Source organism: Thalassobacillus cyri, assembly GCF_900107755.1.
Lineage (GTDB): Bacteria > Bacillota > Bacilli > Bacillales > Halobacillaceae > Thalassobacillus > Thalassobacillus cyri.
This window is the reverse complement of sequence record NZ_FNQR01000003.1, coordinates 202578-229271: the sequence shown is the minus strand read 5'-3', so window position 1 is coordinate 229271 and position 26694 is coordinate 202578. Positions and strand designations below refer to the sequence as shown.

31 protein-coding genes, 1 pseudogene and 1 riboswitch are annotated in these 26694 nt (G+C 43.0%); of the genes and pseudogenes, 25 read left to right on the top strand and 7 right to left on the bottom strand.

Features of this window, described 5'->3' with window-relative positions:
• Window positions 1-13: 13 nt before the first annotated feature.
• The 3 genes from BLV00_RS05280 to BLV00_RS05270 all read left to right on the top strand — a co-directional run bounded on the left by BLV00_RS05280 (window position 14) and on the right by BLV00_RS05270 (window position 2272).
• Complete coding sequence (locus BLV00_RS05280; RefSeq protein WP_093043150.1) at window positions 14-538, top strand: hypothetical protein; 525 nt, start codon at window positions 14-16, stop codon at window positions 536-538.
• 3 nt (window positions 539-541) lie between these two features.
• Window positions 542-1216 (top strand): VOC family protein, encoded by a 675-nt coding sequence (locus tag BLV00_RS05275; RefSeq protein ID WP_093043148.1) that lies wholly within the window; start codon window positions 542-544, stop codon window positions 1214-1216.
• Window positions 1217-1459: 243 nt separating this feature from the next.
• Window positions 1460-2272, top strand: coding sequence for a helix-turn-helix transcriptional regulator (locus BLV00_RS05270; RefSeq protein WP_093043146.1), 813 nt, complete (start codon window positions 1460-1462; stop codon window positions 2270-2272).
• Here BLV00_RS05270 and BLV00_RS05265 read toward each other — a convergent pair.
• Window positions 2207-3445 (bottom strand): MFS transporter, encoded by a 1239-nt coding sequence (locus BLV00_RS05265; protein WP_093043144.1) that lies wholly within the window; start codon window positions 3443-3445, stop codon window positions 2207-2209. The two genes, BLV00_RS05270 and BLV00_RS05265, sit on opposite strands and share 66 nt — an antisense overlap.
• Before the next feature lie 99 nt (window positions 3446-3544).
• On the opposite strand from BLV00_RS05265, the gene BLV00_RS05260 reads away from it, so the two are divergent.
• Entirely contained in the window at window positions 3545-4261 is a 717-nt protein-coding gene (locus BLV00_RS05260) for a hypothetical protein (protein WP_093043142.1), read from the top strand.
• A 679-nt stretch (window positions 4262-4940) separates the two neighbouring features.
• Here the strand turns inward: BLV00_RS05260 and BLV00_RS05250 are convergent.
• Complete coding sequence (locus BLV00_RS05250; protein WP_093043138.1) at window positions 4941-5336, bottom strand: SET domain-containing protein; 396 nt, start codon at window positions 5334-5336, stop codon at window positions 4941-4943.
• A 470-nt stretch (window positions 5337-5806) separates the two neighbouring features.
• Window positions 5807-6694, bottom strand: coding sequence for a 4-hydroxy-tetrahydrodipicolinate synthase (dapA, locus tag BLV00_RS05245; protein WP_093043136.1), 888 nt, complete (start codon window positions 6692-6694; stop codon window positions 5807-5809).
• Between the two features lie 130 nt (window positions 6695-6824).
• A riboswitch (Lysine riboswitch) is annotated at window positions 6825-7003 on the bottom strand.
• A gap of 392 nt (window positions 7004-7395) precedes the next feature.
• Here dapA and BLV00_RS05240 point away from each other — a divergent pair.
• From BLV00_RS05240 to BLV00_RS21885, 4 genes are all read left to right on the top strand, one after another.
• Window positions 7396-7845, top strand: a complete 450-nt coding sequence (locus tag BLV00_RS05240; RefSeq protein WP_245728833.1) for a DUF5392 family protein — start codon at window positions 7396-7398, stop codon at window positions 7843-7845.
• Window positions 7846-7900: 55 nt separating this feature from the next.
• Complete coding sequence (locus BLV00_RS05235) at window positions 7901-8506, top strand: TetR/AcrR family transcriptional regulator (protein WP_093043134.1); 606 nt, start codon at window positions 7901-7903, stop codon at window positions 8504-8506.
• Between the two features lie 291 nt (window positions 8507-8797).
• Window positions 8798-9712 carry a VanW family protein gene (locus tag BLV00_RS05230; protein ID WP_093043132.1) on the top strand — a complete coding sequence of 305 codons (915 nt, stop codon included), beginning with the start codon at window positions 8798-8800 and terminating at the stop codon, window positions 9710-9712.
• Window positions 9713-9732: 20 nt separating this feature from the next.
• Window positions 9733-9903, top strand: a complete 171-nt coding sequence (locus BLV00_RS21885; protein WP_176791330.1) for a hypothetical protein — start codon at window positions 9733-9735, stop codon at window positions 9901-9903.
• A gap of 97 nt (window positions 9904-10000) precedes the next feature.
• Here BLV00_RS21885 and BLV00_RS05225 read toward each other — a convergent pair whose 3' ends face one another.
• The 3 genes from BLV00_RS05225 to BLV00_RS05215 all read right to left on the bottom strand — a co-directional run bounded on the left by BLV00_RS05225 (window position 10001) and on the right by BLV00_RS05215 (window position 12404).
• Window positions 10001-10984: an MBL fold metallo-hydrolase gene (locus BLV00_RS05225; RefSeq protein ID WP_093043130.1), complete on the bottom strand. Its 984-nt coding sequence runs from the start codon at window positions 10982-10984 to the stop codon at window positions 10001-10003.
• A 124-nt stretch (window positions 10985-11108) separates the two neighbouring features.
• Window positions 11109-11354, bottom strand: a complete 246-nt coding sequence (locus tag BLV00_RS05220; RefSeq protein ID WP_093043128.1) for a ferredoxin — start codon at window positions 11352-11354, stop codon at window positions 11109-11111.
• A gap of 51 nt (window positions 11355-11405) precedes the next feature.
• A complete protein-coding gene (locus BLV00_RS05215) occupies window positions 11406-12404 on the bottom strand; it encodes an NAD(P)/FAD-dependent oxidoreductase (RefSeq protein ID WP_093043126.1) in 999 nt (332 codons plus the stop codon).
• Between the two features lie 306 nt (window positions 12405-12710).
• Here BLV00_RS05215 and BLV00_RS05210 point away from each other — a divergent pair, with 306 nt between their 5' ends.
• The 7 genes from BLV00_RS05210 to BLV00_RS05180 all read left to right on the top strand — a co-directional run bounded on the left by BLV00_RS05210 (window position 12711) and on the right by BLV00_RS05180 (window position 18517).
• Entirely contained in the window at window positions 12711-13505 is a 795-nt protein-coding gene (locus tag BLV00_RS05210; RefSeq protein ID WP_093043124.1) for an enoyl-CoA hydratase/isomerase family protein, read from the top strand.
• Between the two features lie 86 nt (window positions 13506-13591).
• Window positions 13592-14506: a CoA transferase subunit A gene (locus BLV00_RS05205; protein ID WP_093043121.1), complete on the top strand. Its 915-nt coding sequence runs from the start codon at window positions 13592-13594 to the stop codon at window positions 14504-14506.
• Window positions 14507-14521: 15 nt separating this feature from the next.
• A complete protein-coding gene (locus BLV00_RS05200; protein ID WP_093043119.1) occupies window positions 14522-15277 on the top strand; it encodes a CoA-transferase subunit beta in 756 nt (251 codons plus the stop codon).
• 18 nt (window positions 15278-15295) lie between these two features.
• Entirely contained in the window at window positions 15296-15739 is a 444-nt protein-coding gene (locus BLV00_RS05195; protein WP_093043117.1) for an acyl-CoA thioesterase, read from the top strand.
• Window positions 15740-15806: 67 nt separating this feature from the next.
• On the top strand, window positions 15807-16685 hold the full coding sequence (locus BLV00_RS05190) for a PaaX family transcriptional regulator (protein ID WP_093043418.1): 879 nt from the start codon (window positions 15807-15809) through the stop codon (window positions 16683-16685).
• 30 nt (window positions 16686-16715) lie between these two features.
• Window positions 16716-17492, top strand: coding sequence for an enoyl-CoA hydratase-related protein (locus BLV00_RS05185; RefSeq protein WP_093043115.1), 777 nt, complete (start codon window positions 16716-16718; stop codon window positions 17490-17492).
• 44 nt (window positions 17493-17536) lie between these two features.
• Window positions 17537-18517, top strand: coding sequence for an MBL fold metallo-hydrolase (locus BLV00_RS05180; protein WP_093043113.1), 981 nt, complete (start codon window positions 17537-17539; stop codon window positions 18515-18517).
• A gap of 203 nt (window positions 18518-18720) precedes the next feature.
• Here BLV00_RS05180 and BLV00_RS21880 read toward each other — a convergent pair.
• Window positions 18721-18962: pseudogene (locus BLV00_RS21880) on the bottom strand (IS5/IS1182 family transposase); the annotation flags it as partial.
• Window positions 18963-19205: 243 nt separating this feature from the next.
• On the opposite strand from BLV00_RS21880, the gene BLV00_RS05175 reads away from it, so the two are divergent.
• Genes BLV00_RS05175 through BLV00_RS05135 form a run of 10 tightly spaced genes read left to right on the top strand, consistent with a single transcriptional unit; the run spans window position 19206 to window position 26666 of the window.
• The gene (locus BLV00_RS05175; protein ID WP_093043111.1) at window positions 19206-20144 is read left to right on the top strand and encodes a Phenylacetic acid catabolic protein; all 939 of its coding nucleotides are present in this window, start codon (window positions 19206-19208) and stop codon (window positions 20142-20144) included.
• Window positions 20144-20467: a metal-sulfur cluster assembly factor gene (locus tag BLV00_RS05170; protein ID WP_093043109.1), complete on the top strand. Its 324-nt coding sequence runs from the start codon at window positions 20144-20146 to the stop codon at window positions 20465-20467. The genes BLV00_RS05175 and BLV00_RS05170 overlap by 1 nt, the downstream gene beginning before the upstream one ends.
• Window positions 20464-20694 carry a hypothetical protein gene (locus tag BLV00_RS05165; protein ID WP_093043107.1) on the top strand — a complete coding sequence of 77 codons (231 nt, stop codon included), beginning with the start codon at window positions 20464-20466 and terminating at the stop codon, window positions 20692-20694. Before BLV00_RS05170 ends, BLV00_RS05165 begins: the two co-directional genes overlap by 4 nt.
• Complete coding sequence (locus tag BLV00_RS05160; RefSeq protein ID WP_093043105.1) at window positions 20695-21333, top strand: Phenylacetic acid catabolic protein; 639 nt, start codon at window positions 20695-20697, stop codon at window positions 21331-21333. It begins immediately after the preceding gene.
• Complete coding sequence (locus tag BLV00_RS22740; protein WP_425441645.1) at window positions 21296-21490, top strand: PaaD-like zinc ribbon domain-containing protein; 195 nt, start codon at window positions 21296-21298, stop codon at window positions 21488-21490. The genes BLV00_RS05160 and BLV00_RS22740 overlap by 38 nt, the downstream gene beginning before the upstream one ends.
• 16 nt (window positions 21491-21506) lie before the next feature.
• The gene (locus tag BLV00_RS05155; RefSeq protein WP_093043103.1) at window positions 21507-22367 is read left to right on the top strand and encodes a 3-hydroxyacyl-CoA dehydrogenase NAD-binding domain-containing protein; all 861 of its coding nucleotides are present in this window, start codon (window positions 21507-21509) and stop codon (window positions 22365-22367) included.
• Complete coding sequence (locus BLV00_RS05150) at window positions 22351-23100, top strand: 3-hydroxyacyl-CoA dehydrogenase family protein (RefSeq protein ID WP_093043101.1); 750 nt, start codon at window positions 22351-22353, stop codon at window positions 23098-23100. Before BLV00_RS05155 ends, BLV00_RS05150 begins: the two co-directional genes overlap by 17 nt.
• A complete protein-coding gene (locus BLV00_RS05145; RefSeq protein ID WP_093043099.1) occupies window positions 23097-24296 on the top strand; it encodes a thiolase family protein in 1200 nt (399 codons plus the stop codon). Before BLV00_RS05150 ends, BLV00_RS05145 begins: the two co-directional genes overlap by 4 nt.
• Window positions 24297-24320: 24 nt before the next feature.
• On the top strand, window positions 24321-25829 hold the full coding sequence (locus BLV00_RS05140) for an aldehyde dehydrogenase family protein (protein ID WP_093043097.1): 1509 nt from the start codon (window positions 24321-24323) through the stop codon (window positions 25827-25829).
• A gap of 36 nt (window positions 25830-25865) precedes the next feature.
• Window positions 25866-26666: an enoyl-CoA hydratase/isomerase family protein gene (locus BLV00_RS05135; RefSeq protein WP_093043095.1), complete on the top strand. Its 801-nt coding sequence runs from the start codon at window positions 25866-25868 to the stop codon at window positions 26664-26666.
• The last annotated feature ends 28 nt before the right edge of the window (window positions 26667-26694 follow it).

The following is a 26694-nucleotide window of genomic DNA, read 5'->3' as shown; positions in this document are numbered from 1 at the left end:
AAAGAGGTTTTGTATGAAACGGCTAGTATGTTTGCTGTCAGTTTTTATCTTTATAGCAGGATGTCAGAATAAAGAGTCAGAAATGACTACTATGACAGACATGTTAGATAAGGAGGAGCCTGTAGCATTCCTTGAGATGAATAGTAATGACTTTCATTATAGTATGGATGAGCAGGCAAAAACTACAGAGGAAGATAAAATTCAAAAATTCAAAAATATGATCAATGGGTTTGAATTACAAGCAGTAAAGAAAGAAGAGAACAGTGAGGTATATAAAGGGTTGAATAAGCTAAGAAACGAAGGAAAGTCGCTTATTACTTTTTTGAGACCCGGTAAAAACTCGGAAGATTCATTAATGCTTGAATTAACTGCTGATGGTTCAGGTTTGTTCGTCAATTTTGACAAAGGTAATGCCGGTCCCTTATATAAGGTAGTAAATGGAAGTTCGGAAATATATGAAAAGTTGCATTCGTACTATTTATCTATTAATAAAGAAGTGCCTCTGCAAGAAAATGAAGGTAAGGAGAGGGAGGGTTAAGCATTGAATATTAGGAAAGTGGTGTTAGAAACGACGGAGTTGAAAGAGATGAAAGATTTCTATGTCAGCAGGCTTGGTTTTCTGGTATTGCAAGAGAATGCTACCAGTTTTCGTATCGCAGTCGGTACCAGTGAATTAGAGTTTACATCAGAAAACGTTGAAGGAGATCCTTATTATCATTTTGCTTTCAACATCCCTTCTAACAAATTTACCGAAGCAAAAGCCTGGGCGAAAGAGAAGGTTCGTTTAAATGTGGAAGATGGAGAAGATGACGTATATTTTTCTCATATGGATGCATATGCATTTTATTTCTATGATCCTGCTGGAAATATAGTAGAGTTTATTGCCCGATCAACTTCAGATGAAAAGATGGAAGCTTTTTCGGCAGCAAGTATTTTGAACATCAGTGAAATGAGTTTAACAGTCGATGATGCGATAACTGCCGGGAAAGAGCTTAAGGATATTGGGATTAAGGAGCGAGACGATGAGTCCATAAGTTCCACCTCCCTTAACTTTATGGGAGATAGGGCATCAGGAGTGTTTCTTTTATTAGTACAGCCAGGGAGGAAGTGGATTTTCTCGGATAAAGTATCGGTGACTTTCCCTCAAGAGATTACACTTCAAGGCAATAGTCAGATAAGTATTAATAAAGATAACAAATTAACCATAGATCCATAACAGGTCAGCTTAGGAGGGTTTCATGCGTTACACACTAGGGGTTGTTTTAATGGCATTTGCTCTGGGTTTTTTTCCTATATCAAATACCACCGGTGCAGGTGTTCTTTTCTTCCAATGACTTGAACGGAATGTTCCAGCTCGCCAGCTTTTTGATATTGGTTCATATCCTTTACCTATTGATTAAGAGAGAAAGAAAGTAATAATTAATTAAGAACTGTAATTCTAAGTGCCGGGGGATTATGCATGATATTAGATAATGAAAATGGCTTACTGCTGATGCGCCATGATGGCCTGGAAGAGCGGACCTGGAGAAGCGACACTTGTTATAAATTGATATTCTCCTATTTTGGAAGAGGGGCGTATCAGACACACAGTGGCGACCTGTCCATCGAAAAAGACGAGTTCTTCATTTTCAATCCAGAGATAGACCATAAACAACTGAGCGTTACCCAGGAAAAGTTCCTTGTGGAAATCCAGCCATCATTGCTCAGGGAGGCGGCCGAGCGGATGGGAATCAAACAAGCGGAACCTGAGTTTGCTTTGATTTCTTATAAGCATCCTCAGGTTCGCCAGTGGGTGTCATTTATTCGTGATTTTCTTTCCATCCACGAACTCTCAGGTTCGATTTCTGGTCAATTTTTTTTAGATAATAGTCTGACACAACTTTCTATTCTGATGCTTCAATTTGGTCCAGGATCCCATATGAATACGTTTCCTGCGGTCAAATGTGAAGCAAATATTAACCTGGTGCTAACTGCCCTACGTGAAAGTTATAATGAAGACTGGACTTTAGATCAAATGGCAATGGTAGCAAGAATGAATAAGTATCAATTTGCACACATGTTTAAGTCAGAGCTCGGGGTCTCTCCCTATTCCTGGCTGCAATTGTATCGGTTGTTTCGCAGTCAGTATTCCCTTTTGAATACCCATGAATCGATTCTTTCCATTGCTCTTCAGCACGGTTTTAAAAGTGTCTCTTCCTACAACCAGCTATTTAAGAAAGTGTATCGTAAAACGCCTGGTGAATTTCGAAGATTTAATGGGCTTAAAAAGTAATGCCCCCGTACTTATGATAATGATGAATAAGCCGCTGGAGATCATTAATGTTTTTATTGGAACAATTAAAATTAAGAGACCATACAGCCCTAAGGAAATCGTGTTGGAGAAATACAAGAGCACAGCATTAGAGCTGAAGGCTCTACCCAGTTTTTCTTCGGGAACCAGTGTTTGCAAAAGATAAACACGTGCCAGCCCTGCAATTGGAAGTCCTACACCTACGATTGCAGCTCCGATAAAGAAATGGGGAATATCATAGAGAAGACCATAATATAAAATCCCTGTTCCCCATATCAACGCCCCGATCAAGTAGTGACGCAGCGTCATGGTTTTAATGAAATAAGGGAGCAGGAGGTTTGTGACGATAACTATTCCACCAAACACCCCCTGCAAAATACTGTACAATTCTTCGCTTTGCACATTCATTTCTGTTAGTGCAAGCAATAGCCCGACTTGCCAGACCCATGTATTGAAAAAGACAGTGATAAAAGTGAATAGAAATAACTGCCGGATAGTACGGTGTGCTTTTATCCATTCGGCAAAGTCTATAATTGTAGCATACACGGCCTTAATTGATTTGGTAGCAGTGTTTTTTGTTTCCTTTAAATCGACCTGGTATATAAAAAGGGCACTGATAGCATAGGTAAATGCATCCACTGTAAAAAAGTGTACGACGCCAAATGAGTTTAAAAGCCATACGGATAAAACAGGACTGATCACTGTCACACCTCGTGTCAGTGTGTCATTTACACTATTTGCAGCTGTTCGTTCTTGTTCCCTGGTTATGGCAGGTAATATAGAGCGATGAGCCGGATTGAAGAAACAGCCGATACTCTGGATGAGAAAACTTACAATCAGTAAGTAAATATAGGTAAGCATGTCAAAGTAGTATAGGAAAACAATGGACGAAATTAACGGAATGCGGGCAATATCCAAATAGATTAACCATTTCTTTTTTGGCAGCCAATCTGCCATAACTCCCCCAATCAAACCGAATAGTAAATAGGGGATAGTCTCAGCCATCGCCATCCCTGTTGTATGGAAGCTGGATCCAGTCAGGTCATAGGCTAAGAACAAGAAAGCCATTCCAGAAAGGATGTCACCCAGACGGGATATGCCTCCAGCCAATAAATAAAAGCGAATATTTTTATTTTTCCAGATTGTCTTATACATACAAATCACCTCACTTCTAAGCGTAAAAGGAAGTGAGGAGGGCGTCTTTCTGATTATTGCTGAAATATGGAGCAACATTTCGAATAAGGAGGAAAACAGATGAGAAATAAGCACTTTTTATTATATGGGTTGATAGCGGTGCTGGTTGTTTCCGGCGGGTGGGCCTATCAGAAAATTACAGACGATACTTATGAAGGAATGAGCATCATTCCGGAAGAACATAAAGACATTCCGGTATTTGAGGGATTGGAACCTAAAAGGAGCAGATATGTTATCCAAGGAAATCGATGGAGAGAAATTTACACCTTTTATTCCAACGCGCTTCCTGATTACGGCTGGGATGTCGAATATGAGGATTCTGCGCTTGCAGATAGCAATGAAGAGAATGACTGGTCCGGGTTTCAGTCATATTGGAGAAAAGAAGGGTTTGACGGTGAACTTGGAATTTCCGCGAGCTATAACCGCATAGAAGATGAGACGAAAGTGATTTTTGATAAAACTCCTATCTATCAATCTACTGCATGGTTCGGTAAAGTGCCTGAAAGCATCTGTGTGGACGGAAAACAAAACAGCGAAAATTGCGAAGCAATCGAAGAAGAGGCGGATAGAGAGAAAATCGTCAACTTCATCAATGACGCTATAGACTGGGAAAGCAAGGGCGCACCTGGTGTGGAAATGAGTGTAATGACCTTAGGGGATATCGAGGTAAAAGTTTTGTATGGGAAAGATAAAGAAATCTTTTTTCAGTCTGAAAAAGGGATGAAAATGATGAAACCGGACCCGGATTTTTTTGAAGCAGCCAACCTTTCACCGTGAATTTCCTACACAAGACGAAGGAGTGATTCCTATAAAGGAAGAGAAACACCACCCCATTCTGGATGACCCATACACAAGAACGCCGGAGATTACATGGACGAGCATTATAGCTGCAGCTATTTTTTTCCTGTCTCCGTATATCTTTGCTCTACAACATATAACGCAGAGTTTCGCTTTGGCTTATATTCCTTTTCTAATTAAACATATCTATGATAAGGAAAAATGGAAGGTAATAGCAGGGGACATCATTAAGATCACATTTCTTTTGCTAATATGGTTTCTTAGCTATAGATAATGCTTCTTTACGGGGGATAAGCACGGTTACATGCTTGGTGAAAAATTGGATTCCTGCTGTTATTGGAATAGTAGTTGCTATTTGCATTAAGTTTGTGGGTGCAAGAAATGTTTGCAAGTGGCGTAACAGTTTGGAAAGGAAATAAAATAAATATCAACCTAGCCTTAGGGTTATAGAAAAAGTTTCACCAGGCCACCGATCAGCAAAAGTATCGAGCCAGCTAGAAGGGCTATTTTTGTGGGCCGGTTAGCTTTATGAAATATACGAGGGAACATTTTACCACCTCACTTATGGTAGTTGACTTCCTAATAGTTATACGTGTGAGGTATTTGAAACGCTTCATTTTTTATAAAAAAATACACCCGAAAAACCCGGGTGTAATGCTCAATCTTTCTTTTCTTCGGAATCTTCATTGAACCATAGCGGGGAATCGTTCTCGGCTTCTCCATTATAGTTGATGAAGATTTCTTCGCCTGCTTTTATATCTTTGAAAGCATAGAAGTCAAACGAGTCATTGTCAAAATTTATTTCGTAAATCGCGTTCGGCTGGTAGGAATGGTTGAACATCATCCCATAGCCTAACAAAAATGCTGTGTGGTTCTTACCATACTCGAAAGCATAATCGGCCAGGTACGTTTTCTCAATGTGTTCATGTTCTTCATTAGGATAAGGAAGCACTGGTGCCTGGTGGATCAGTTCCCCTTCCGCTATATCTTGTGTGGCGAATACGCCTTTATCGAGTTCATCATCAGAAATGGTAGATGTTTTTACTTCAATCAAATTTTCACCGTCGCCTTCTTTATTATTAGTTATTGTTTAACTTTCCCCAGTCTGACAGGTAGTGTGCAAGAATGCAATCCCATTACGCCAAGGGAGTATCTTGATTACCCGTACTGTTAGTGAAAATGCGTATATCTAGTTTTCCTTTTGAATACAGGTATTATGTTATATCTTCGGAAAAGCGGGACAGTTATAAGATAAAACAAAGGGGATAAGGACATGGGCGAAAAAAAAGAAAACGAATAGCAATGCGGTATTTTCATTAGTATTAGGAATACTGGCTATCATGACTCCAGTGATCGGATTAATTCCTTGGTGCGGTTGGTATGTTTGTTTCGAGATAAGCACTTTGTGAAATTTTTAGGAGTGCTTTGCATTTTCACATCGAAGAAAATGGATAAGTAACTATATCTACATAGATACAAAAAGCGATGAAACCAGTGGAAGGATCCATCGCTTTTATACTTTTCTCAACCAGCAGCTGTAAATTTATAAGCTGGCAGGTTTTGCTTTAATGCATTTATTTCTTCGCTGTTCAGAGGAACCATCGGCAGTCTTACATCACCAACAGGGATGCCCATCAGGTTCAAGGCTGCTTTTACCGGAGATGGACTTGGCTGGGCAAACATCGCTTTCATCACCGGAAGGATTTCCTGGTGAATGGCTGCTGCGCGTTTGACATCACCGTAATTGTAGCTGTTGACCATTTCCTGCATTTCATTTCCGAGGATATGAGCGGATACAGATACAATCCCTGTGCCGCCGATTGCCAGTACCGGTAGGGTCAATCCATCGTCACCACTGTACAAGGTGAAATTATCAGGAGTTTTCGTGATGATTTCTGTCATGGCATCCAAATCTCCGCTCGCTTCTTTGACAGAAACGATGTTGTCGATTTCGGACAAGCGGATAACTGTTTCCGGTGCTATTTTTGCAGCGCTTCGTCCTGGAATATTGTACAGCATCACTGGCAGGGGGGTTACTTCCGCTACTGCTTTGTAGTGCTGGTACAACCCTTCCTGAGAAGGCTTGTTGTAATATGGCGTTGTAAGCATAATCGCATCGACGCCCGTCTGTTCTGCCTGTCTTGTCAACTCGACCGATGCTCGTGTATTATTCGAACCGGTCCCTGCAACTACAGCTACTCTTCCGTCTGCTACCTGTGCGACGAAACGGAATAACTCAAGCTTTTCTGCGTCGGTCAATGTAGGGGATTCACCTGTAGTCCCCGCTACCACTAATCCGTCCGAGCCGTTAGCGATTAAGTAATTGACTAATGTACGTGTAGCATTGAAATCGATCTCACCATTCTGGTCAAATGGGGTAACCATTGCGGTTAACACTTGGCCGAAATTCATAGCATTTCACACCCTTTTGGAAAAATTTTAAATAAGAGGCGTTTTATAGAGCCATTCCCATTTATCGCATTAAAAAAACAACAACGAGGGTTCGCTGTTGCAGTAGAAACGTCAATTGATGCGTTCCATTGCGTAAGATAGCCCTCCATATAGTCGCCTATATGACAGTCCTGTATTTATTCAATACCAGAACCAACTTCGAGAACATGAGATTCTCTCCGCTTCGGCGAATTCCCCTTTCCACAATTTTCGCTGGACCTCATGATCCTCCTACTGTGTACTGATGGTTTTCGCACCTCTATCCCGCTTCAACTTATTGAAGCAAGAAAATATTTAATTGACTGTACTGTAACAAAAATTCATTATAATTACAAGGGATTTGAGAGGAAAAATTGTGATTATCCTTCATTGGTTTGGGGAAAAAGGAAGGTAGTGGAAGATGACGCACTGTCATTGACTAATTGACCTATGACAAGGTGTCATATATAGTATAAACATAGAACATAGATGACATAATGTCACATAGAGGTGCATAAAAATATGGAAATTAACCCTGTTTATGTAGAGAAGCTAAAGAAGCTAGCCTTCGATTTACGACACAAAGGTGTAGATGTGAAAATATGTAAAAAACCGATGATTAAGCAGCTTGTACAAAGGGAAGATTGAATACTAACTTTATTTTTTAGAAAAGGGGAAATCACATGAATTTTTCCATGACGGATATGCCGAATTCTGTGAAGCGAGAGGTCGAGGAATTAGAAAAAAACCTGTCACCAGTTACTAAAAAAGCTGCAAAGTATGTATTTTTGTCATTCCCTTTAATCGCAATCGCAACCGTTAACCTCCTCACATTGTTATTCATGGTACCGGAGGAAGAAGTAAGATTATCCTCCATTGCCATTTATGCGTTTATCGGTGCAATTGGTATGGCTTTATCAAAGGAAGCGAAGCATAAACAAAAAGAAATCCAGAAGCGAAGTGTCGATTATATCATCGACCGAATCCGAAAAAGTAATATCGCGACGGAGCGAGCCAAAAAGGATTTTACTGATCAGGTAAAGTCCCAGCCGATGAATGCCATGAAGCATTTTGTTGCCTTCTTAGAAGAAGAAAAAAGACAAGAAAAATTGAATTTATATAGAGGATATTAGAAAAAGAAACACCACTTGCTGGTGTTTTCTTTACATAGAGAATGGTGGGAGATTATTGCCGAAACAAACTTTTTTCAATTTGCCAGAAGAAAAGAAACAGATCCTGATACAGTCCGCGGAAAAAGAATTTTCCCGCGTCCCATTATTTCAAGCATCCATATCCAATATCGTCAAAGCTGCCGGCATTCCACGCGGCAGCTTTTATCAGTATTTTGAAGGAAAAGAAGATATCTACTTTTATTTGCTGGATGAACTGGCTAAGGTGCGCAAGGACAAATTTATCGCCTTTTTGCAAAAACATGATGGAGACCTGGTTGACGCAATGATTGCGATGTTCGAGTGTATGCTGAACGAGGAAGATAACGTCAACTTTATGAAGAATGCCTTCCTGAATATGACATACAAAGTGGAACATAGCTTTCTCGGTATTTACAGTGATAAAGAAAGCATCGATGAATTTGGCGAAGTGAGTGAGCAGATAGATACAAATAAGCTGAATATATCAGGGGAGCAGGAGTTGTACCATGTTATGCAAATCATTACAGCTGTGACGTTCCGAAACTTCGTCGAGAAATTCGCCCATGGGTTGTCTGAAGATCAGGCGATGAAGTCTTATCGTATGGAAATGACCCTGTTGAAAAAAGGCATCTATATCGGTTAATAGTAAGGCTGCCTCCAGCATACTCAGAGGCAGTTTTTATCCCATTAGAATAGTCAGTGAACTGGGGGAAGGATGAGGAAGGTTGTGAGGTGCAGCAGCGGCACGCTATGAAAAAAGCGGCCAGCTTTCCCGGAATAGACTAGGAATTCCGTATAAAGATAAAACCATTAAGAGGATATAAAAGCCGAGGAGGAGATTATCTTCTCCTTTTTTAATGCCAAAATTTAACTTGTGTATCTCTTTCACATGAACATCGAGCATCTTTGCCATACTATCCGTGGGAGGATGCCTATGTTAAATGCATTTTTAATGATGTTATTATTTATACAGCCAATGATTCATGATCAAGATTTATCAATTACCCATGATGACCAGTTGATTCAGCATATCAATCGCAATCATTTCCTGGAGAATGAGATGCTCAAACCATTTATTGACCAGGGAAAGATCAGGCAGTTAATTTTACAGGTGGAAAAGGAAGTTCATCAACAAGCCCGGAATGCGAAAATCACGCCTGAAGGGAATATTAAGCCTGAAAAAGTCGGTTACCAATTGAACCGTGAGAAGTTCACAGAAGGATTGTTCAACTATTTATTTGGGAGTGGCAGCTATAAGATGGAAGTGCCTGAACATACTGTCCACCCAAAAGTAGATAGTGAACTTCTGGCGAATATCCGAACACAAGAGATCGGAAGTTACATCACTTACTTCAATCCCAATAATAAAGAGCGGTCGCACAATATCAAGCTGGCTGCTGAGGCAATCGATAGTCACGTCGTGTTTCCAGGGGAGACTTTTTCTTTTAACGAAGTAGTTGGGAAACGGACGAAAGAAAAAGGCTATAAGCCTGCTCCTGTGATTGTAAAGGGAGAAGTAACTGAAGGGATCGGAGGAGGGATTTGCCAGATTTCTTCGACGATGTATAATGCAGTGGATAATGCCGGAGTGAAAATTTTGGAACGGTATTCCCATAGTAAACGTGTACCTTATGTGCCTGAAGGCCGGGACGCTACAGTAAGCTGGTATGGGCCTGATTTCACATTCAAAAATGTTTATAATCAACCGTTGTTGATCCGGACAAAAGTGACCAATGGACAAGTGAGCATCACCGTGTATTCGTCGGACGTAGTCGACTTTGAATCACGAAAAATCCCGGGCTCAACAAAGAAACTGCCCGAAGAAATTGAGTTGGATTCCCAAGATTAAAAAGAAGGAAGGTGGAGACCATGGAATGGGAAATAGCTGATTTGTCAGAACAACAGACAAGAAGGATCATGGAACTGGAGAGTGAATTGGGTTATGTATTGATAGCCTACAATAACGGGAAACAAGGGTTTACAACCTCCGATGAAAAAGTTGATTATTATGCAATGCTGCATGGCAGTGTTGAAGAATAGTGAAAGCTGACAGTCTCTTGAACTGTTAGCTTTTCACCTTTTTACACTTGGCAATCCTAATTGCCTTTCTACTGAAAAAAAGTTCCACTGAAAAGCTTCAACCTCCTATCACTTTATATCGAAATACACCGTTTTCGACTGTCTTAGTCACTATTTCTTGGTGTTCCAGATAGTCGAGTTGACCGATTATTTCCGACATTACAAGAGAGAATTGCTGCTTATAAGTGTTTCCGTAATAGGTTTTTGCGATTTCACTTCCGGTAGAAGCTCCATTTTTGATCAGAGAAATGATTTTATTTCCTTTTTCATCGATGCGGCGAAGGCGTTTAGCAATAAGTGCATGAGGGTTTTCGATAGGAACCCCGTGTCCTGAATAGACAAGATCAACCGGAAGGGAAGCTATTTTATTAAGGGATTGGACACTCTGGTGTACCGTAGGAAGCCGTCTGCCTTTCTTGTCTGGTTCAACTAATGCGTTGCTTGAAATGTGTTGAATTAATACGTCTGCCCCGAGTAATATGTGATTTTCTTCATCCCATAGACCGATTTGATCGGGAGCATGGCCTGGAAAGTGAAAGACTTCCAGGTTTTGCAGGGGCGCATCTTCTATAGATTTGATAGGAGGGATGATCGCGGCATCACGGTTTTTATAAAATGATTCAATCAGGTAGTCGACCTGCCATTTTCCTCGTTCGCCGCAATCGAAACGTTCGTATAAATCTTCATAAAAACCGATCCGCATCTGCAAGAAATCCGGGTCCCGTTTCAGTCGTGGAATCGCCTTTTCATGGCTGTAAACAGGGACGTCGTGTTTTTCCACGATTTGATTGACGAGGCCGCAATGATCAACGTGGTTGTGACTGATGACAATCCCGGTCAAATCATTTAAGTTGAAGCCATTTTCTTTCAATGTGTGCTGTAAAGCTTGCCAGTATTGATTGCCGTCCCAGCCAGCATCATATAATATCAATTGATCATCGTAAGAAAGAAGATAAAAGTTCACGGTTTTCAAGGGATTCATTTCCGAAAGCGTAACCGTTATCGGATAATACTTGTATGTTCTCGTTTTAGAGTCGTACATGATAACCCACCTTTGAAAAATAATTTCATTGCTCCCAATTCGATTTTATATTTGAATTATAGTTTACTTTACTCTCAGGCGTAAGGGAAAAGCTGGTACATCCTGAAAGGAGTACCAGCTCTTTTTATTTATTAGTTACAGGTGTCTCGAAAGGCTGATCAGATACTTGAATAGATTCCGTAGGGCAGCCTTCTTCAGCATCTATCAGGTCTTCTTCTAAATCTCCAGTGATTTCTGTAATTCCTCTGTTGCCATCCAGAATCGCTTCTGCCAAACCTTCTTCATCATAGTCGAAAATATCTGGAGCAGTCGCTCCACATGCGCCACAAGCAATACAAGTATCCTTCTCCACTTTAGTATAACAAGCCATTCTTTTTTACCTCCTTATTTTATGTGAAAGCAGATCATCCAATATTAAAGATCAAGCAAACACGCTTGTGCTGTGCTTCGGCTGGACTTTCGCTTTCGGGTCGATATAGGCTTTGGCATTATTCACTGCTGTAGGTCCTTCTCCGAAACCAGTAGCTATCAATTTTATTTTACCGTCATAAGTGCAAATGTCTCCGGCAGCATATATGCCTGGAATATTAGTTTCCATCCTTGAGTTTACTACGATTGAATTCTTTTCAATTTCAAGATTCCATTGCTTCATCGGACCGAGTGAAGCGAGGAAACCGTAATTGACAATGACATCATCTACGGGAAGGGAATGTTTTTCCTCTTCTTTTTTGCTATGGACGAGTACGGTTTCCCGTATGCAGGCTTCATCACCGTTAAAGCATTCCGGTTTGTATGGGGTTTTTACTTCAACATTGCTATTGAAGAGCTGTTTGACACTATGCTCGTGTGCCCGAAATTTATCGCGACGATGGCATAGTGTCACTTTTTCAGCAATCTGTTCGAGCATCAGCGCCCAATCGACAGCGGAATCGCCTCCTCCTAACACCAGGACATTTTTCCTTTTGAAGTCATTCAGGTTTTTAATAGAGTAATGAAGGTTTTTTCCTTCATAATGAAGAGCGTTTTCGAGATCGATTTTTCTAGGACTGAAAGCACCGTTGCCAGCTGTGATCACAACTGTTTTCGTCAAGTGAGTACCTTTGCTGGTGGTAAGCTCGATCGTTTCATCTTCGAATCGTTCCACATCTTCTACCCTTTCTTCCAGGCATATGGCTGGGTTGAAATAGTTTGCCTGTTCTGTCAATTGGTCGACCAGGTCCTGTGCTTTCACCTTCGGGAAGCCGGCGACGTCATAAATATATTTTTCTGGATAAAGAGCAGTCAGTTGACCTCCTAAATGTGGAAGACTCTCTACTATCTTTACCGACATCTGCCTCATCCCGGCGTAAAAAGCGGTGAATAATCCTACAGGTCCGCCGCCAATGATGGTGATATCGTAGATCTTTTCTTCGTAGTACATAGACATCCTCCTATTAATATTATGTTTATTGAACTTTCGTAATTATAAAATAATATAGTTTAGATTCATTTAGGTGTCAAGTAATAAAAAGGAATTGATTTTACGTAATTTATATAGATATAAGGTGATATTTTGATATTTTCAAAAAAAAGAGTAAATCTATGTAAAAGTAAGATATTAATAGTTATTACATTGTAAATGAGTGAAATGGACGGAAATAAGGATTTGAAAAATGATGGAGAATCATTTACATTATGTACAAGAAACGAAAGAAAAAATATCATAATGAAAATAGGAGGAATTTAAATGAGCACTGCAACTGAAACGAAAAACTTGACTGTTAAGAAAGAGGACGGCATCGCAGAAGTACACATCCATGTGAACAAATCTAACTCTTATAATCTCGACTATTACCGAGAGTTCAATGCGGCCATCGACGATATACGTTTTGATCAGGACATAAAAGTAGCAATATTGATGAGTGATATGCCGAAGTTCTTCTCGGCTGGAGCGGATGTAAGTTTTCTGAAGTCAGCGGACCCCAAATTCAAAACGCAGTTCTGCCTGTTTTGTAACGAGACATTAGATAAAATTGCACGTTCTCCGCAAATCTGGATCGCCTGTCTGGAAGGCCATACCGTCGGCGGCGGTTTGGAAATGGCGCTAGCCTGCGACCTCCGTTTCATGGGTGATCAAGCGGGTCAAATCGGGCTTCCAGAAATCAGCCTTGGCGTCCTTGCCGGTACGGGTGGAACACAGCGTTTGCTTCGTCAGGTAGGACACTCGAAAGCACTGGATATGAACATCACCGGTGAAACTGTTTCCCCGCAGGAAGCACTGGACATCAACCTTGTTGATAAAGTGTACCCTCAGGAGGAAATCCGCCAGAAGACATTAGAATATGCAGAAAAGATTGTAAATAATGCGACGTATGCGGCATCCAACATTAAACTTTCCATTATGAATGGGAAAGAAATGCCGCTCAATGCAGCTATCCGTTATGAAGGGGAATTACAGAACTTATTGTTCCGTTCTGAAGATGCACAGGAAGGTCTTGGGGCATTCTTGGAAAAGCGCCAGCCAGATTGGAGCGGTCGGTAAATTGCTGCAGTAGAAAATGAATGGCGGTACCGGCGTCCCGGTATCGCCATTCATTTTCCTAATTATTAAGATTGAGGTGATGGTAAATGAAAGAGAAGTTAGAAACATTAGAGCAAGCCATAAAGAATCATATCAATGATGGGGATTCTGTCGTCATGGGTGCTTGCCTGGAACCGATGATTCCTTTTGCTGCTGCCTATGAAATCCTTCGTCAAAAGAAGAAAAGTTTGAATGTCATCGCTCCGATTTCAGATATTCTTTTCGACATGCTGATTGGGGCTGGAGCTGTTAAAAAGGTGACAGCTGCCTGGGCGGGCAACGTTAGTGCCGGTCTTGGTCATAATTACCGTCGCGCAGTAGAGAAAGGTGATCCATTTCCGATTGAAATCGAAGACCATAGCAACTTTTCGATTGGTCTTGCATTGTTAGGGGGAGCTATGGGGGCACCTTTCTTGCCGACTAAGTCGTTGTTGGGTACAGGAATTGTAGAGAGCAATCCTAATTTGAAGCAAGAAGTATATAACGGTGAGAAGCTTATATATGTTCCTTCCATCAATCCTGATGTAGCAATTCTCGGCGTCCAGAGGGCAGATAAAAATGGTAATGCCCATCTATGGGGAAACTTGGGGATTGCACAAGATGCCGCTATGGCTGGAAAGAAAGTGATTTTACTTGCGGAAGAAATCGTGGAAACCAGTGATGTTGATAGTGACCCGAACCGTGTGCTGGTCCCAGGATTCAAAGTGACTTCGGTAGTGGAATGTCCTGGTTTTGCCCATCCATCACCGGTACAGGGCTATTACCAGCGTGATCATGAATTTTTCCATACGTATCATAAGGAAACGAAAACAGTTGATGGTTTCAAACACTGGCTTGACCAGTATGTGCTGAGTGTTTCATCCCATGAAGAATACTTAAAACAAGTGGGCAAAGAGCGATTAGATAGTCTTCGTATCAAACAGATAAAACTTGCCGCACCTGTAAATTATGCTGCGGATTAATAAGGAGGGATAGGTATGGATTATACGACAGGAGAATTGATGGTGGTGGCCGCTGCCAGAGAAATCCAGGATGAGGAAGTAGTATTTGTCGGCATGAGGCTTCCGATGCTTGCCTTCGCTGTTGCTAAGCGTACCCATGCACCAAATGTCGTTGGATTTTATGAATGTGGAATTGTCCGTGATTTTCCTTCAGAGCAATTACTTTACACCATGGGAGACACGCCGAATATAGAAGGGGCTCAATGGTGTACCTCGACCAACCATCTTATGTTCCTCATGCAGCAGGGAAATGTCGATTGTGGTTTCATCGGCGGAGCCGAAATCGATCGGTTTGGAAATGTCAATACTTCCTATATTGGCAACCATAACAACCCGAAGGTCAAGCTTCCAGGAAGTGGAGGTGCGGCGGATATTGCCGGGCTTTCCAACCGTTTGCTTGTTATCATGAATCACGAGAAAAGAAGACTGACTGAAAAAGTAGATTACATTACCTCGCCTGGAGCAGGGGAGGGAGGAAACTGGCGTGAAGAGCAAGGGATTCCGAGGGGAGGCATCGGATCCTTGATAACGACGTTGGGGGTCATGCGTCCTGGGGGAAATAACGAACTTGAACTGGCGTCGATCCATCCTGGGATAGCCCTTGAAGAGGTTAAGGAGAATACGGGATGGGATTTGAAAGCGGGAAATAATTTAACGGAAACAGATCCGCCAAAACCGGAAGAGCTTGACGTTATCCGATCCATCGACCCGGATGGTTTCTGGACTGGGTGATAAAAAGGAGGATCTATCATGCGTACAAATGAAATTCAGTTTTTAATTAATTGGGGTGATACGGATATGGCAGGTATCGTCTACTACCCTAATTACTTCAAATGGTTTGATATTGCTGGCCACCAATTTTTCCGGGACTGCAACCTGGCACCGAATCAACTGGATCAGGAGCAAGGGATCATCCTGCCGATGATCGATACCCGCTGCAATTTCGAAAAACCTTTGTATTATGATGATACGATTACGGTCGTCACCACTGCAGAGGAAGTGAACAATAAAACGATCAAATTGAGACATGAAGTATATCGAGGAGAAGAAAGGACAGGTCATGGCTATGAACTGCGAGGCTGGGTAAAGAAAATGGATGATGGCATCAAAGCAGTCCCCATTCCGGATGACGTCCGGGAAATATTGGAGACGGATAAAATTACGAAAGCCAAAAAACCGCAGTTTAATGCATAACCCATAATATTCCTCTATAATAAGAAGTAGTTTTAGCATAAGTAATGAAGGTATGGACGGTGAAAATATGAAACCAAGGTCACTGATGTTCACTCTTTTTGGGGAGTACATCCAATATTATGGGGATGAAATATGGGTAGGAAGTTTGATTCGGATGATGAAGCGCTTCGGAGTATCGGAGTCATCCGTCCGTGGGGCAATTTTAAGGATGGTTCAAAAAGACTTGATGACTGTCCGGAAAATTGGCAACCGCAGTTATTATTCCTATACTTCCCCTGCTCTGAAACAAATCGATGAAGGGGTTAAACGAGTCTATAACCAGCGGAACACTAGCTGGGATGGCAAGTGGAGGATTCTGACGTATTCCTTTCCAGAAGCAAAACGGGATATGCGCAACGAAATCCGGAAAGAACTGTCATGGACCGGCTTTGGACCAATTTCCCACAGTACATGGGTCAGCCCTAACCCGATCGAAGACCAGGTGCTGGAAATGATGGAATACTACCAGCTTCAAGATTACATGACATTATTCGCTTCTTCACAAGTGTTGTCCCATGATGATCAGACGATTGTCAACAAAGGATGGGACCTGCAAGCGATTTCAGAAGAATACGAACGGTTCATTGAAACTTATTCCGAGAAATTCGATCAGCTGCAACGTAAAGCATTGCAAAATACATTGACAGACGAAGAGAGTTTTATCGAACGGACCAAGCTTGTACATGAATACCGGAAGTTTCTGTTCCAGGATCCAAGTTTTCCGGATGAATTATTGCCAGAAAATTGGCTGGGGAATAAGGCGAGGGAGCTGTTTTGGAAAATCCATCAGATGCTCTCTATATCTGCTATCCGCTTTTTTGAATCATTATATGAAGCGGCACCGGATAGGGAAGTAGAAGCACACCGGGAAAAAGCCATCAATCCATTCGATAAAGTTTATCTCTGATACTTATGAAATAAAGTTGGGGGATGCTATATGGATAAAGTAATGTTTGAAAAGGAAGGTCATCTGGGCTTGATAACAATCAACCGCCCGGACCGACTGAATTGTTTCGATTATGAAACGCTGGTGCAGCTTAGCGGATTTATTGAGGATATCCAAATGGATCAGGATATCCGTGCTGTCATCATCACTGGTGCAGGGAGGAAAGCATTCAGTGCCGGTGCTGACTTGAAAGAAAGAAGGACACTTTCTGAAAAGGAAGTCCGCCGTAATGTACGGGCGATCCGAGATGTTTTTACAGCGATCGAAAACCTGCCTCAGCCGACAATTGCTGCCATCAACGGTTATGCACTCGGCGGAGGGCTGGAACTTGCACTCGTTTGTGATTTCCGCTACGCCGTAAAGGGAGCTTCCATGGGGCTGACGGAGGTGAGCTGGGCGATCATCCCAGGTGCAGGAGGTACACAGCGGTTGACTCGGCTGATCGGCTCGTCCCGGGCAAAAGAACTGATTTTGACTGCCCGCCGTATCGAAGCTGAAAAAGCATTGGAAATTGGGTTGGTCAATGAGGTGTTTTCAGAAGAAGGTTTAATGGCTGGAGCCCATGCCCTTGCAAACGAAATAATGAAAAATGGTCCACTTGCTGTAACACAGGCAAAGTATGCCATCAATCAAGGCAGCAACGCTGATATCAACACAGGTCTGGCAATCGAGGCAAAAGCATATGAAGTGATAATTCCAACAGAGGATCGAATCGAAGCGCTGGAAGCTTTTAAAGAAAAGCGACCGGCTGATTTTAAAGGAAAGTGATGCGGTTGACATCTGGCCAAATAAATAGTCAGGAGGCGGGGAAGTTGAATTTTACTAAGGTTGAGGGGGGCGGATACCGGATCGGCATTCCGGTTCCTTTTCCGATGCAATATGTCTATTGCTATTTATTGCCGAAGGAAGATGCTTTTGTTTTGATTGATACCGGTTATAATTACCGAAAAGCCCGGGAAGCATGGGAAGAGGTCTTTCGTGAACTCAGTTTGTCACCGGGCAGGATCGAGGCGATATTTGTCACCCATTTCCATCCGGATCATTCCGGCCTTGCTGATTGGATGCAAAATAAAACAGGCGCACCCGTATATATGCACACGCTTGATCTTCAAATGATGGAGCAAGTGTGGGGAGAAGGCAGCATACAATCGCAGCGGATCAGGGTGATGGCAGAAAGGCATGGGGTACCAGAAACACTTAGCAAGGAAATTGCTTTGCATATGGATAAAATGGCTGAGACTATGAGACCGCTTCCTTCGATTCAGAAGTTGGACCATGAGCCTGTTTTTATGGGTAGGCAATGGAAGGTACTTCTTACTCCTGGTCATAGCGACGGTATGTTTTGTCTATATGAAGAAAGTACAGGGACAATATTCCTTTCTGATTTGATTCTCGATCCGATCACCCCCAACATCAGTGTGTGGCCGGGGACCAGCCAACGCCCGCTCCATGAGTATTTCGAATCCTTAGAAAAAATCAGAGAACTGCCGATCAACATAGCCTATACGGCCCATGGAAATCCAATATATCACGTGAAAGAACGGATCGATGAATTGATAAAACATCATGAAAAAAGACTTTCAGCTATGGAAACGTTGGCTGATCATAGTACTGTCTATCAAATAGCATCAGCCATATTCAGTCACAGAAAGTTGAATCCTCATCAATGGCGGTTTGCCATCGCAGAAACCATCGCTCATATGCATTATTTAGAAGAAGAAGGCAGGGTCAAACATATAACTGATAAGCATGGAGCCATCACTTATCAGCAGAATCACCAGCCTGCAACCTGAATACGGAAGGTTAACGAACCTTCCGTCAGCTTGTAGAGAAACCCTATGTTTTTTACAAGCTTTTTTGTGCGCACGGGCGGGCAGCTATCGGTAACATCTTTTCTCGTACATTTTCCTTTCCGCATAAAAGACAATAACGCAGCCTATGCAGTTTTTTGAATCTGCGAAGCTACGTTCCACTTTCTCTTTTCTTATTCTATAAATTTTCCACGATCTTCTCGATCCTTGCGTACAGCCCTATCTAACTCTTCCATATACTCGGCTGTTGCTACTAACACTTCTTGTTTGGAGAATTTTTTCTTATTCGCATTGGCCTTTAAATGGGTGAAATCCGTAAATAGGATACGCCCGGATACCATCGGTGGGTCATGGCCTGAAGAACAATTTTAACGGAAATTTCCTGGAAGATATCCGTACCTTTGAAACGAATTCGAAGTGAATAATTAAAAGCCAACTGAAATAAATAAGGCTGTTGAGAGTTTCTCGACAGCCTGACGGAAGGTTAACCAACCTTCCGTGTTTTTTTATGTCTTTTAACCTTGGGTTTTAACTTTTGACAAGGTTAATACTATTGTTAATTTAATTATCGTCAAAAAAACATAATATAACCATTGACATTCACTGTGACTTATCTTATATTATTATTTAAATACGAAAATTAAAAAAACATAATAAAAGAGGTGGAGTAATGAGCAAGTCAGAGGTTTTGCAGGAAAAAGTACGTAAAGGCTTCATGGTAGAACGCATGGAAGATATGGATGAAGATTATTTAAAAGCTTTAAAACAAACATTGATGATTGTAGGGGATACCGAATTGTTGAGTGTTCCACCATTATTGACGGTTTATCAGGAAGCGCCGAACTTGAATTATAAAATTACAGCGCTGGCGGTCATGCAGGATGAACTTGGGCATGCACATATCGCCTACCGGTTACTGGAGGAGCTTGGAGAAGATACGGTAAGACTTGTTTATGAGCGGCCATCAAATCGGTGGAAAAATCCATACGCATTCGACTTCAAGCTGAACAATTGGATCGAACTTGGAGTATTTAACGGGTTGTTCGATAGGGCAGGTTATACGCTTTTGGGAGATGCTTACGAGAACACTTCTTACGGCCCTTGGAAGCGGGCTTTGGTTAAAGTGGATAAAGAAGAACTGTTTCACTTGAGAAATGGCGAAATCATCATGAAAAGTGCGATGAAAAAACCAGAGACAGCCAAACAAGTCCAGGGAGCGGTGGACTGGATGTTCATGATGGGATTGGAATTCTTTGGAGTATCCGATCAGAAGAAGAGCCGTTCGGCACAGATCGATTATCGCCTCAAAGGGAAAACGAATGACGAGCTTCGTCAGAAATGGTTATCGACCGCTGTACCTTTCTGTGAATCCATTGGAGTAAAGGTGCCGGCTCATTATGATGAAGACCAGGAAAAATATGTTGTAGATGTACCGTTTCCATGTAAATTCGATGTAGAAAACAGAAGATGGAAATTTGACGAGCCGGATACATGGGAAGGTATGATTGAACGATTCAAGAAACGTGGACCAGAGAACGAAGAATTTGTTGCGCGTATTCAAAAAGGCGCAAAAGAAATGGAAAAGATGCGCCAAGAGGAGGCTTCATAATGAACGATACAAAACAAGCGACTGAAAAGTACTGGGACGCTCTTAAAGAAGTTATGGACCCAGAATTCCCTATTAGCGTAGTGGATATGGGGTTAATCAGAGGGATTGATAAAGAAGGCAGCATGATTAAGGTGACAATGACCTATACATCTACTGGATGTGCATGTATGGTATGGATCGAAAGTGATATCAAAGAGCGCCTTTTAAAGGAAGAGGAAGTTGAAAACGTAGAAATCGAAGTGCAATGGAGTCCCGCCTGGACGGTCCACGATATGACGGAAGAAGGGAAAAACAAAATGCAGCACTGGGGGGTTCGTTCATGAGCTATTCTTCTGAAGGGAATGACTACTTCCTTTTCACTCGCATCAAGCGGGGGGATGATCTGGTACAGGTCGGTTCCTTCCGGGCAGGAAGTGATGAGCTGGCAAAGGTCTATGCCCAGCGAATATATGACGAGGAAGATTGGGTGGAAATGCACCTTGTAAAGAATTCCGATTTGATCCCTGTTCGAGTACCAGAAGGACTTTTTGAAAAGGAAGGAGTGAAATAAATGAATGAACAACAAATCAATGCACTGGTAGAACTGGCTGAAACTATAGCAGATAACAAGTTCATTATGGGAGAACAACTTGTAGAGCTTGGTGTAAGCGGACCTAACCTGGAAGCCTCATTAGCATCAATTTCAATGGCACAAGGAGACCTTGGTCATGCGCGGTTGTTGTATCGGTGGTCTTTCGAAGTACAAGGAAAACGTGCCGGCAAAGTAGATGTGAAAGAACAGACAGGGAAAGCCTTCAACCAAATTGTAAACGCCTCCAACTGGGTGGAGCTGCTCGCTGGTTTATATGTGAATAATGTTGCTATCAATCTAGTGATGGAAGAGTTGATGAAGAACAAAGGGGAAGAGCTTAACGCGCAGTTTGCTAAAATGTCCAATGAATTGACAGAGCACGTTATGTATGCGAAAAACTGGTGTCTCCAGCTGCTTGAAGACCAGGGATCGATTCCGAGGAGAACAAGAGTGGATCTCGAAAAAGCTTATCACCATGCCGGTGAATGGATAAGACAGGTAGAAGGAAGCCAACCATTGATAGAAGCAGGTGTAGTTTCCGAGTCTAGCAAACTATCATCCGCATTCGCTTCAGCGATGAATGAAGTACTTGGTGAGCGGTATGTTTCCCATGTCTGAGACAGACAAAAAAATCGCCTGTCCCTTCTGCTCTTCGGATAATGTACAAATCATCGCCCCGTTTGGCACGGCCCAGCTGGTAAGGCAATATTACTGCAACGCATGCAAAAGTTGTTTTGAATATATCAAATGGCAAGAAACGACGCACAAGGAATGAGGGTGAGAGAGCCGAAATGGTAAAAATCAAACATATTGCTGTCATTGGATCAGGTACCATGGGGGCCGGAATTGCCCAGGTCGCGGTAGAACATGGTTTTGATGCCACACTTTATGATATCGATCAGCAGCAGGTAGACAAAGCGATGGCAAGCATTTACAAACGGCTGGACCGCCATGTGGAAAAAGGCCGTGCTGAAGCCTCGGTTATGGCTGAAGCCAAAGAAAAGCTGTCAGTCACAACTGACCTTCTCAGTATCGGTAGTGTGGATCTGGTGGTAGAAGCGGCTCCAGAAAAACTGGAGATCAAACAATCGATTTTTCAACAATTGGAAGAGTATTGTCCCTCTGAAACTATTTTTGCAACCAATACATCTTCTTTATCAATCACGGAAATTGGCGGAAAGGTGAAAGATCCATCCAGGCTGGCCGGCCTGCACTTTTTCAACCCAGCTCCCCTTATGCTGCTTGTCGAAGTCGTTCGGGGAGTGGAAACCGGACAAGAAACAATCGATATCTTGACAGCTTTCTCAGAACAACTGAATAAATATCCGGTCGTCTGCAGGGATACGCCAGGTTTTATCGTCAACCGGGTAGCGCGTCCATTTTATAATGAAGCGCTGAGGATTGAGAATGATGGCGTTGCCAGTGTCGAACAAATTGACCGAATTTTGAAAAAAGCAGGCGGTTTCAAAATGGGACCGTTTGAACTGCAGGATATGATCGGCATCGATATCAATTTTGCTACAACCAATACTGTTTACAGCAGCTTCTACGGAGATAGTCGTTTCCGTCCGCACTATAACCAGGAACGGATGGTACAGGCGGGGCGGCTTGGTCGTAAAACAGAAGGAGGGTTTTATGACTATGCCACATAACATCAGCATTATTGGTAAGAACAAGGTTGCTGAAGCGTTGTTCACATATTGGAAGGATCACGCGGATAGTAATGTGTCCTGGAATGATGAACAACGGCTGGCCGAAGCGGAGCTGGTAATAGAAACTGTCAACCTTGATCAATACGATAAAAGGCAGAATCTAAGCCTTATTGAGTCTATTGCTCCGAGAACAACTACTATTCTATCGACCTCTTTTCAATGGACAGCAAACGAATTGGCTTCCTGGCTTAAGCATCCTGAGAGGCTGGTAGGATTTGCTGCTTTCGATAACTTTGCTGACACCAAGCTGACAGAGTTGGCTCCAGCTCTTCAGACGGATCCTGCGCATTTAGAGGCTGCGCGTAAACAGTTGGAAGCTATCGGAAAGGAAACGGAAACCGTCGACGATGAACCAGGAATGGTTTTCCCAAGAATCATCAGTTTAATTATCAATGAATCAGTGTTTGCTTATATGGAAAAGACAGCAAGAGCGGCAGATATCGATACAGCGATGAAAAAGGGAACGAATTATCCTTATGGACCGCTGGAATGGGTAGAAAAGGTAGGCATAGAGAATGTCTACGCGGTGCTTGAAGGATTGCATCGTCACCTTGGGGAGGAACGGTATCGTCCCGCTTCTCTGCTACGTAAGTTTGTTTACGCAGGCTGGGGTGGATCCGGACGAGGATTTTGTGAACATGAGAAGAAAGAAGTCAAGGAGCTAGTGAAATGAGAGATCCGGTAATTGTAGATGCACTAAGAACACCGATCGGCAAGTTCAATGGAACACTTACAAATGTCCGGCCGGATGACCTTGCAGCCCACGTAGTCAGGGAGCTGGTCAAGAGGACCGGCATAGACCCTGAGCTGGTGGAAGATGTTTTCATGGGGTGTGCCAATCAGGCAGGAGAGGATAATAGGAATATCGCGCGAATGGGCGCACTGTTGGCGGGTCTGCCCAAGAGTGTGCCGGGAGTGACCGTAAACAGGCTGTGCGGTTCAGGCCTTGAAGCGGTAAATCAATCAGCGATGTCGATCCAGTCTGACCGTGGTGATTTGTTCATTGCCGGAGGGACAGAAAGTATGTCCCGTGCCCCATATGTGATGATGAAACCTCAAGTAACCGGGGGGCGAGGCGACGAGAAGCTTTATGACACGACGCTCGGCTGGCGGCTCGTCAATCCGGAAATGGAAAAGATGTACCCGCCTGTCAGCTTGGGAGAAACAGCCGAGAATGTCGCTGGGGAATACAAGGTCGATAGGAAAGCGCAGGATAAACTGGCTTTAGAAAGTCAAAAGCGCGCAGCATATGCGATTGAGGAAGGCCGCTTTGACGATGAAATTGTACCGATAAATGTGCCGCAACGTAAGGGGGATCCGGAAACTTTTACTAAAGATGAGCACCCGCGTCCCTCAGCTTCAATGGAAGGTTTGGCGAAACTGAAACCAGTTTTCAGAAAGGACGGGACTGTCACTGCAGGGAATTCATCGGGCATCAATGATGGAGCGAGCGCCTTGCTGGTTGCGGAGAAGAACACAGCAGAAGAATTAGGATTGAAGCCGAAAGCTCGTATTGTTACCTCCGCGGTCGCAGGGGTCGATCCAGCATACATGGGAGTAGGGCCGATACCAGCGTCAAGGAAAGCATTGAAAAGGGCAGGGCTGACAATTGACGATATCGACTTGGTAGAATTGAATGAAGCCTTTGCCTCTCAGGCAGTTGCCTGTATTCGTGAGCTTGAGCTTGATCCCGCGATTGTCAATGTAAACGGCGGGGCAATTGCACTTGGTCATCCGTTAGGGTGCAGTGGTGCTAGAATTTTGACGACACTTGTCCATGAAATGCAAAAGCGGGACTGCCGTTATGGTTTGGCCAGCATGTGTGTCGGCGTAGGACAAGGAATTTCGGTAATTATTGAAAAAGTGTAAAAAACTTCTAAGGAGGATTTTGAAATGGAGGTAGGAACTACGAAAGTAAAAGTAGTAAAAGATACGTATCAGCTTTTGATAAACGGTGAATATACCGACAGCAGCAAAGGAGAATTTTTTGAAATCTATAATCCAGCTAACGGAGAGAGGCTGGCAAAGGTAGCGAAAGCATCGAAAGAAGATGTCGACCGTGCCGTCGAAGCAGCCCGGGTTGCTTTCACTTCAGGAAAGTGGCCAAGGCATACAGCTGCCAAGCGATCCAGGCTTTTGAACAAAGTTGCCTCAATTATGCGTAAGCGCTTTAATGAGTTGGTTGAAGCGGAAGTGCTGGATACCGGGAAGACAGCCGCAGCTGCTCAAGGACAGATTTCCCAGGCGATTGAAGATTTCGAGTATTATGCTGGAGCGATCACTACGTTTGGCGGCAGTACAAATCCGATGCCAAATGGTTTTTTCAACTATACGGAAAAGGAGCCGGTGGGTGTCTGCGCTCAAATCATTCCATGGAACTACCCACTGATGATGGCGGCCTGGAAAGTAGCACCGGCGCTTGCGGCGGGATGCACCATCGTTTTGAAGCCTGCAAGTCACACACCCATCACCGCTTACATGCTTGCTGAAATCTGTCAGGAAGCAGGTGTTCCGGAAGGTGTATTAAATGTTGTCACCGGGAGCGGTTCCGAAATCGGTCCGTATCTGACTGAACATTCTGGTGTTGATAAAGTGGCATTTACTGGTGAAACAGACACCGGCAAGGATATCATGTCACGAGCTTCGAATACTTTGAAACGTGTCACTCTTGAACTAGGTGGAAAATCCCCGAGCATCGTCTGTAACGACTGCGACCTGGAAGGTGCAGTGGACGGTTCATTGTTCGGTATCTTTTATAATACAGGCCAGTCTTGTGAGGCCAGGTCCCGCGTCTTCATCCATGAAGATATTTATGATGACTTCGTCGATCGCTTTGTTGAAAAAGCTAAAAGGATCAAATTAGGAGATCCGTTTGATAAAGCTACCCATATGGGAGCGCTCATTTCTGAAGGACATCTTCAAACCGTCGATGACTATGTGAAGCTTGCCAAAGAAGAAGGCGGTGAAGTACTTTGCGGAGGGAAGCCTGTCAAAGTAGAAGGTTATGAAAACGGCCACTGGTATGAGCCGACTATCATTGCCAATGTGACTAATGATATGCGGATTGCACAGGAAGAGGTTTTCGGCCCTGTCGTCGTATTGATGAAGTTCAGCGATGAAAAAGAAGTATTGAAACGTGCGAACGACTCCATTTACGGGCTCGGTTCAGCAATCTGGACGAAAGATCATGGAAAAGCCCATCGCCTTGCTTCTGGTTTACGGGCTGGCATCGTAATGGTCAATAATCCGATCTCCGCGTTTCCGGGGGCTCCATTCGGAGGCTATAAACAATCCGGGTTCGGTCGTGAACTAAGTGCAGAGACCTTGGATTTATATTCAGAAACAAAAAGCGTCGTATCTTATATCGGTGAGAAACCACTTAATATTTTAGGTGTTGAATAAAGAATATAAAAGATTTAAATTACAAGGAGGATTATCATGAGTACAGAAACATTGACAGAAAAAAAGAATTTGACGGTGAAAAAGCAGAATGGAATTGCAGAGGTACACATCCACGTAAACAAATCCAACTCTTATGACCTGGATTATTACCGAGAGTTCAATGCGGCGATAGACGATATTCGTTTTGATCAGGACATTAAGGTAGCGGTATTGATGAGCGACATGCCGAAATTTTTCTCGGCTGGTGCAGATGTAAGCTTTCTGAAGTCAGCGGATCCGAAATTCAAAACACAATTTTGCCTGTTCTGTAACGAGACGTTAGATAAAATTGCACGTTCTCCGCAAATCTGGATTGCCTGCCTGGAAGGCCATACCGTCGGCGGCGGTTTGGAAATGGCACTTGCCTGCGATCTCCGATTCATGGGCGATCAAGCCGGTAAAATCGGACTTCCGGAAATCAGCCTTGGCGTCCTTGCTGGTACTGGCGGAACTCAGCGTCTGCTTCGCCAGGTCGGGCACTCGAAAGCATTGGATATGAATATAACCGGCGAAACTGTATCTCCACAGGAAGCATTTGACATCAACCTTGTCGATAAAGTGTATCCTCAAGAAGAAATCCGTCAAAAGACACTAGAGTATGCTGAGAATATTGCAAGTAACGCGACATATGCTGCATCCAATATCAAGCTTTCCATCATGAACGGCAAGGAGATGCCACTCAACGCAGCGATCCGTTATGAAGGGGAATTACAGAACTTGTTATTCCGTTCTGAAGATGCCCAGGAAGGACTCAGTTCTTTCTTAGAAAAACGTGAGCCGAACTGGAGCGGTAAGTAAGCTGATTGCCACAGAAAGAGTTAAGGCG

Bases quoted from the DNA above. Each gene is read 5' to 3' on its own strand.
- BLV00_RS05200 (WP_093043119.1), top strand. From the start codon at position 14,522: ATGGATTATACGACAGGAGAATTGATGGTGGTGGCCGCTGCCAGAGAA.
- BLV00_RS05240 (WP_245728833.1), top strand. From the start codon at position 7,396: ATGAATTTTTCCATGACGGATATGCCGAATTCTGTGAAGCGAGAGGTC.
- BLV00_RS05190 (WP_093043418.1), top strand. From the start codon at position 15,807: ATGAAACCAAGGTCACTGATGTTCACTCTTTTTGGGGAGTACATCCAA.
- BLV00_RS05175 (WP_093043111.1), top strand. From the start codon at position 19,206: ATGAGCAAGTCAGAGGTTTTGCAGGAAAAAGTACGTAAAGGCTTCATG.
- BLV00_RS05265 (WP_093043144.1), bottom strand. From the start codon at position 3,445: ATGTATAAGACAATCTGGAAAAATAAAAATATTCGCTTTTATTTATTG.
- BLV00_RS05280 (WP_093043150.1), top strand. From the start codon at position 14: ATGAAACGGCTAGTATGTTTGCTGTCAGTTTTTATCTTTATAGCAGGA.
- BLV00_RS05195 (WP_093043117.1), top strand. From the start codon at position 15,296: ATGCGTACAAATGAAATTCAGTTTTTAATTAATTGGGGTGATACGGAT.
- BLV00_RS05260 (WP_093043142.1), top strand. From the start codon at position 3,545: ATGAGAAATAAGCACTTTTTATTATATGGGTTGATAGCGGTGCTGGTT.
- BLV00_RS05155 (WP_093043103.1), top strand. From the start codon at position 21,507: ATGGTAAAAATCAAACATATTGCTGTCATTGGATCAGGTACCATGGGG.
- BLV00_RS05220 (WP_093043128.1), bottom strand. From the start codon at position 11,354: ATGGCTTGTTATACTAAAGTGGAGAAGGATACTTGTATTGCTTGTGGC.
- dapA (WP_093043136.1), bottom strand. From the start codon at position 6,694: ATGAATTTCGGCCAAGTGTTAACCGCAATGGTTACCCCATTTGACCAG.
- BLV00_RS05270 (WP_093043146.1), top strand. From the start codon at position 1,460: ATGATATTAGATAATGAAAATGGCTTACTGCTGATGCGCCATGATGGC.
- BLV00_RS05205 (WP_093043121.1), top strand. From the start codon at position 13,592: ATGAAAGAGAAGTTAGAAACATTAGAGCAAGCCATAAAGAATCATATC.
- BLV00_RS05165 (WP_093043107.1), top strand. From the start codon at position 20,464: ATGAGCTATTCTTCTGAAGGGAATGACTACTTCCTTTTCACTCGCATC.
- BLV00_RS05150 (WP_093043101.1), top strand. From the start codon at position 22,351: ATGACTATGCCACATAACATCAGCATTATTGGTAAGAACAAGGTTGCT.
- BLV00_RS05170 (WP_093043109.1), top strand. From the start codon at position 20,144: ATGAACGATACAAAACAAGCGACTGAAAAGTACTGGGACGCTCTTAAA.
- BLV00_RS05185 (WP_093043115.1), top strand. From the start codon at position 16,716: ATGGATAAAGTAATGTTTGAAAAGGAAGGTCATCTGGGCTTGATAACA.
- BLV00_RS05210 (WP_093043124.1), top strand. From the start codon at position 12,711: ATGAGCACTGCAACTGAAACGAAAAACTTGACTGTTAAGAAAGAGGAC.
- BLV00_RS05135 (WP_093043095.1), top strand. From the start codon at position 25,866: ATGAGTACAGAAACATTGACAGAAAAAAAGAATTTGACGGTGAAAAAG.
- BLV00_RS22740 (WP_425441645.1), top strand. From the start codon at position 21,296: ATGAAGTACTTGGTGAGCGGTATGTTTCCCATGTCTGAGACAGACAAA.
- BLV00_RS05160 (WP_093043105.1), top strand. From the start codon at position 20,695: ATGAATGAACAACAAATCAATGCACTGGTAGAACTGGCTGAAACTATA.
- BLV00_RS05230 (WP_093043132.1), top strand. From the start codon at position 8,798: ATGTTAAATGCATTTTTAATGATGTTATTATTTATACAGCCAATGATT.
- BLV00_RS05215 (WP_093043126.1), bottom strand. From the start codon at position 12,404: ATGTACTACGAAGAAAAGATCTACGATATCACCATCATTGGCGGCGGA.
- BLV00_RS05140 (WP_093043097.1), top strand. From the start codon at position 24,321: ATGGAGGTAGGAACTACGAAAGTAAAAGTAGTAAAAGATACGTATCAG.
- BLV00_RS05225 (WP_093043130.1), bottom strand. From the start codon at position 10,984: ATGTACGACTCTAAAACGAGAACATACAAGTATTATCCGATAACGGTT.
- BLV00_RS05145 (WP_093043099.1), top strand. From the start codon at position 23,097: ATGAGAGATCCGGTAATTGTAGATGCACTAAGAACACCGATCGGCAAG.
- BLV00_RS21885 (WP_176791330.1), top strand. From the start codon at position 9,733: ATGGAATGGGAAATAGCTGATTTGTCAGAACAACAGACAAGAAGGATC.